This window comes from Methanomethylovorans sp., assembly GCF_041305605.1.
In the GTDB taxonomy this organism is placed as follows: Archaea; Halobacteriota; Methanosarcinia; order Methanosarcinales; family Methanosarcinaceae; genus Methanomethylovorans.
This window is the reverse complement of sequence record NZ_JBFYLB010000028.1, coordinates 1-5,427: the sequence shown is the minus strand read 5'-3', so window position 1 is coordinate 5,427 and position 5,427 is coordinate 1. Positions and strand designations below refer to the sequence as shown.

Here is a 5,427-nt window from a genome sequence, read left to right as displayed (position 1 = left end):
ATGTCAATAGCATTCTTTATCATCATCTCTTTTAAACTTAGCAACATCAATTTACTGCATCTAGGTGGACATTAGAACATTTATAAATTTACAAAAAAGAAACCATTCCTCACTTACTATACTTAGATATCTCTATAATGCTGTACTAATCAAACAGAACCGATCTCTATGGCTTAATTCTTAAGGGCGATGGTACTGTTCATATCGTGTATGAAGCATCCCTCTTCCTGCAAAAATCTCTATTTGTTTCCCTTTCATTCCTTTATTATCATCATAGGATCGCCCACGCCCACAACGGTGATCCTGGTCTCCAGGGGTGGATGAGGCCAGTTATCCGGTGCAATGTTCTTTACAGATATATTCACCTGTGTTTCTTCTTTGTTGACACCACAACGTTGTTCATATTCAAGTACCATCTCCAGTCCGATCTGCCTTGCTCTTTCAAAGGCCTCCCTATAATCTACGATATGTTCCCTTCCTCCAGGATAAAAAATAAGAAAATCCTCTGCAGGTTTCTCAATGGACACGGGCATAATCAGCACCTCGACTCTTTTGACCCCCTTCCCGGCAAGAGCTCCCACCGCATTCCCCACTTCTGCATGGTCCGGGACTATAATATCAGCATCCAGGAGTTCAGCCATTTCCTCAGAATATGCTTTTACGGGACCTCCCAGCAATACAATAGGCAATTTCAGGCTGAACTTTGCCGGATACAGGCCACTAAGCAGTTCGTCAACAAGGGGCTTGGACCTTTCAGGTAAAAGAAAAGCCATCTGGCTGTGGGCCATATTCTTTGCCACATGTTCTTTCACATGGGTACAGAACTCATATTTTTTTCTACCGTTGTAGCGGGAGAGAAGTTCAGCACCTGCATGAGATGCATCTGCATTCCAGGCAGTGTATTCTCCCCTTACATGCAAGGCGTCCGTGGGTGTAAAACCGATAGCTTGTACTAGTCTTTTCTGTATAAGAGAATCCATTACTTTTCCAGAAGGCATGGCATGCATGGATGTATAAAGTTCATGTATGCTAACCGGATCGCTTCCAATATGCTCCAGCATTTCAGCTTCCTCTATATTTAGTCCATGGATCACGTATCTGGTTCTTACAAAGAACTTGGTAGGCTGGTAGTTCTCATCCAGTGACTTACGGGGAAGCAGCCGCATAAGATTAAGTTTCTGCAATAGGCCTGGGTGCTCAATAGCGGCAACACATAGGGGAATAACACGTCTGGGACCAATCTTCATTTCTCCATCCGTGACCCAGACATGGCTGTCCCCACCAGTGGCCGAAGTCTCCATCTTCATAGCCCTTACCCGTGTTTTCCATCCACCTACCACAGAACCTGAAGCACTTATCTCAGGAACACCATTATATATAGCAGATACATCAGTACTGGTCCCTCCGACATCTATAGCTGCACAGGTGTCAAGTTTTGCAAGATACGATGCTCCGAGAAGACTCGCAGCAGGCCCGGAAAAAATAGTCTCAATAGGTTTTTCGAGAGCATCCTCCAGATTATATACGGAACCATCACATTTGAGCATCAGCATCCTGGCATTGATGCCCCTTTTATTGATATCTGCCATCACAGCGCTGACAAAGCGATGTGTAATTGGTATCAATTGAGCATTAAGAACAGCAGTCACCGCTCTTTCATAGGCTCCCAGCTCCTGGGAAAGCTCGTGCCCGCATACAACCGGTTTACCAGTGATCTCCAGTATCATGTATTTAGCCTGCAGCTCATGTTCAGGGTTCCTTGTACCAAAGAAGGCTGAGATGGCATATGCTGACACTTTATCCTTTGTTCTGTAACCAAACTCTTTAATGGCTTTGATATCCAGGGGCACTTCTTCCTCGCCACTTGGACCATGGCCGCCGGGCACAACTATAAAATCCGGAGTAGGGAATTCCCGTTCTGCAGGATGCTGCCCTATGAGCACAAGTCCCACAGGAGTCCCCGTACCTTCAAGCAATGAATTAGTGGAAAGAGTTGTAGAAACTGACACGAGGTTGACCTGGCTTAACAGTGCCTGGTCAAGGGAGTCCAGAACTGCACTTATGCCAATCTGCAGGTCAGGATAGGTGGTAAATGCCTTTTTGGAATCTACAACCACACCGTCTGATCCTCTCAAAAGGACAGCATCTGTATATGTCCCACCTGTGTCAATACCAAGACCGTAATGCATAATTTTATCTCCTTTTTTCTAATATCTCTATATAGAGAGTTTATACTTAACCTTTTTCAAATAAGGTTATATATTTATTCTCACATGTGTTTAATAGCAGAGGGCATGCCAAAATCTGGTATTACCTTATGAAAAGACGCAATACGGCAGATGATAACGGTATCAGGGGTCAAGATGAAACTAACAGTCGTTTACGATAATGAGGCAAAAGAAGGTTTGAACAGTGGATGGGGCTTTTCTTGCTTAATTGAAACTGTAGAGCATAATATTCTCTTTGATACTGGCTGGGATGGCCATGTTCTTCTGGCGAATATGGACAAACTTGGCTTTTCTCCTGAAGATATCGACATCCTTGTGTTATCTCATCAGCACTGGGACCACATTGGCGGTGTTCCAACTTTCCTTAATATGAATTCAGATCTAGATGTCTTTATCCCAGCAAGTTTTTCACCGAACCTGAAAAAAGAGATTTCAATAAGTGGGAGGCATTCGAGTGCTCCCGTCCTGTCTTCGGATGGGGATCTTTCTATAAATCCCCGGTTGTATGAGATAAAAACACCCCAGAAGATATGTAAGAGCGTCTACACGACAGGAGAACTTGGAAAAGAGATAAAAGAACAGTCCTTAGTACTCGACTCCGGTAAAGGACTCTACGTTATTACTGGTTGTGCACATCCGGGTCTCTCTGCAATATTGGGTGCAGCTTCTTCGTTTGGTAATGTGATCGGTATCATGGGTGGTCTGCACGACAGCCAGGAATATGATCTATTCGAAGGCATGCATTTGATCGGTGCCGGTCATTGTACTGTTCATAAGGAAAAGATCAGGACAGAATATCCAGATGCTTTTGTCGATATTTTTGCAGGATATTCTGTGGAGCTTTAAATAATACACATCAGTAATACTGTGGTTATAGAAGAAATGAACGCAAGAATAATCTATGGTCCCATTCTTTCAAGAAGGCTTGGCAGGTCACTGGGCATCGATGTGATTAAAAAGACAGGTACAAAGAAGAATTGTAATTTTGATTGTGTCTATTGCCAGTTGGGACATGTGGATAATAAGATAAAAGGACCGGAAGATGTTGAGGGAGCAGTCACCATCCAAGAAGTGGTTGAAGGGATCGGGTCTTTCCATAAGAATATAGAAAGCCTTGATTATATCACTTTTTCAGGTACCTGTGAACCTACACTTAATCTCGGACTTGGAGCGATGATCAGAGGAGTAAAACAGATTACAAAGCAACCGGTCTGTGTGCTAACGAATTCTTCTCTTGTGGACAGGGAGAATATTCGTTACAACCTTGCTGAAGCAGATCTTGTGGTAGCTACTCTTGTCTCTGGTGATGAAGATACGTTCAGAGCTATAAACAGGCCTGCTGACGGTATAAGGCTTGATAATATCATAAAAGGGCTGCAGGACATGAAAAACCTAAAAAAGCGTCCAAAACTTGGGATAGAGGTAATGCTTGTTGATTCAACAAAGGACTATCCAGTTAATTGTACAGATGAGGAGATCGCTAAACTTATAGAGGTCCTTAAAACCATTGATCCGGACGAGATAGAGATATTAACCGTTAGCAGGCCACCTGCAGAGAAGTTCATTGTCCCGGTAGCTGATATGCGGTTAAAGGAAATAGCACACAGATTTGATGAAGAGTTCGGAAGAGACAAGGTGAAACTGGTACTTAAAGGCCTGAGAAGAGAAAGGTCAAGCATGCAGCACGAAAATGTGGAAGAAGAAATCTATGACCTTGTACTCAGAAGGCCTTGCACTTTCGAGCAGATATGTGCATCCCTTGGCATACAAAGTACGGAGCTGGCTCCTATTATTGAAAAACTCATATCCTCTAACAACATAATATGTATCATATCTCAAAATGGGACATATTACAAAGCAGCTTGATACCACATACATCGTAGTTACGATGGATTTTTAATTCTTAGATTTGATCATAAGCCAGAAGTCCGATTGTTCGTAGAAGATTGTACCGCTCAAAGGGCTTTTAATAAGATATTTTACTGGATAATAATGGCAGCAAGTTTTTCTACAGATTCCCTCTAATTAGTAGTGCATATTATGATTTGATAGTTGTATTTAACCATGGGAAACTATATATAATTAATAGCCTTTGTGAGAAAATGCTATGAAAGAGCGAGGACGTCCGAAGTGCCCACGACGTGTGGAGCTTACTCCAGAAGTGATCTATTTTAAACCCAGAGGAGTGCCTCTACAGGAACTAGAGGTAGTTTCTATTGCAATGGAAGAACTTGAGGCTCTGCGCCTTGTGGATCTTGAGGGTCTCACACAGGAAGATGCATCCCTTAAGATGGGAATCTCAAGGAGGGCCTTTTGGGAAGACTTGCAAAGTGCAAGAAGAAAAGTCACTTTTGCTCTGACTACCGGCAAAGCTATAGAGATCTCAGGTGGAGATTATGTCACTGTCGGAACAGGAAATGAAGGTTGCAGAAGATCAACATAGGCCAGATGTAAGGGCCATCCTTTCAAAATTTGAATTATTTTTCAGGTGAATTAATATGGACAAGAAAGTTCAGAAAACCCAGGATCTGCTCCAGAAGCCACAGGAATCAAAGCTCATCACTAATATGAGGGCCATTAAGAACAAAATAATGGTAATGAGTGGGAAAGGAGGCGTAGGGAAAAGTACTGTTGCAGCCAATCTTGCTGCACAGCTTGCTAAGAAGGGCTTCAAAGTAGGTCTGCTTGACAGTGATATCCACGGTCCAAGCATCCCCAAGATGTTCGGGATAGAGGATAAAAGGCCTGAAGTGGATGAGAAAGGTATAGTGCCTGTACCTGTGACAGAGAACCTTAAAGTGATGTCAATTGCCCTGTTACTGGAAGATAAGGACTCTCCGATAATATGGAGAGGTCCAGCTAAGATGGCAGCTATAAAACAGTTTTTGGAAGATGTTTCATGGGGAAAGCTTGATTACCTTATCGTTGACCTGCCGCCAGGAACAGGTGATGAGCCCCTCAGCATCGCTCAGCTCATTGAAAAGATCGATGGAGCTGTGGTTGTCACCACACCTCAGGACATGGCGTTGGTAAGCGTGCGCAAGTCCATTACTTTCGCCCACATGCTGAAAGTTCCTGTTATAGGCATAGTGGAGAATATGAGTGGTATCATTTGTCCCCACTGTGATGAGAAGATCGATATCTTTGGTAAAGGCGGAGTTGAAAAAGCAGCAAAGGACTTTGATGTGCCGGTGCTTGC

At 43.3% G+C, this 5,427-nt stretch carries 5 protein-coding genes; 4 read left to right on the top strand and 1 reads right to left on the bottom strand.

Annotated features, from left to right (window positions below):
* Positions 1-254 precede the first annotated feature (254 nt).
* Entirely contained in the window at positions 255-2,189 is a 1,935-nt protein-coding gene (locus tag ACCM36_RS02020; protein ID WP_370572041.1) for a hydantoinase/oxoprolinase family protein, read from the bottom strand.
* 174 nt (positions 2,190-2,363) lie between these two features.
* Between ACCM36_RS02020 and ACCM36_RS02015 the strand changes: the two genes are divergently transcribed.
* The 4 genes from ACCM36_RS02015 to ACCM36_RS02000 all read left to right on the top strand — a co-directional run.
* The gene (locus ACCM36_RS02015; RefSeq protein WP_370572040.1) at positions 2,364-3,074 is read left to right on the top strand and encodes an MBL fold metallo-hydrolase; all 711 of its coding nucleotides are present in this window, start codon (positions 2,364-2,366) and stop codon (positions 3,072-3,074) included.
* Between the two features lie 36 nt (positions 3,075-3,110).
* A complete protein-coding gene (locus tag ACCM36_RS02010) occupies positions 3,111-4,094 on the top strand; it encodes a radical SAM protein (RefSeq protein WP_370572039.1) in 984 nt (327 codons plus the stop codon).
* Positions 4,095-4,335: 241 nt separating this feature from the next.
* Entirely contained in the window at positions 4,336-4,671 is a 336-nt protein-coding gene (locus tag ACCM36_RS02005) for a DUF134 domain-containing protein (protein ID WP_370572038.1), read from the top strand.
* A gap of 55 nt (positions 4,672-4,726) precedes the next feature.
* Positions 4,727-5,427 (top strand): Mrp/NBP35 family ATP-binding protein (locus ACCM36_RS02000; RefSeq protein ID WP_370572037.1); only part of this gene is annotated, 701 nt, incomplete at its 3' end.

Bases quoted from the DNA above. Each gene is read 5' to 3' on its own strand.
- ACCM36_RS02010 (WP_370572039.1), top strand. From the start codon at position 3,111: ATGAACGCAAGAATAATCTATGGTCCCATTCTTTCAAGAAGGCTTGGC.
- ACCM36_RS02020 (WP_370572041.1), bottom strand. From the start codon at position 2,189: ATGCATTACGGTCTTGGTATTGACACAGGTGGGACATATACAGATGCT.
- ACCM36_RS02015 (WP_370572040.1), top strand. From the start codon at position 2,364: ATGAAACTAACAGTCGTTTACGATAATGAGGCAAAAGAAGGTTTGAAC.
- ACCM36_RS02005 (WP_370572038.1), top strand. From the start codon at position 4,336: ATGAAAGAGCGAGGACGTCCGAAGTGCCCACGACGTGTGGAGCTTACT.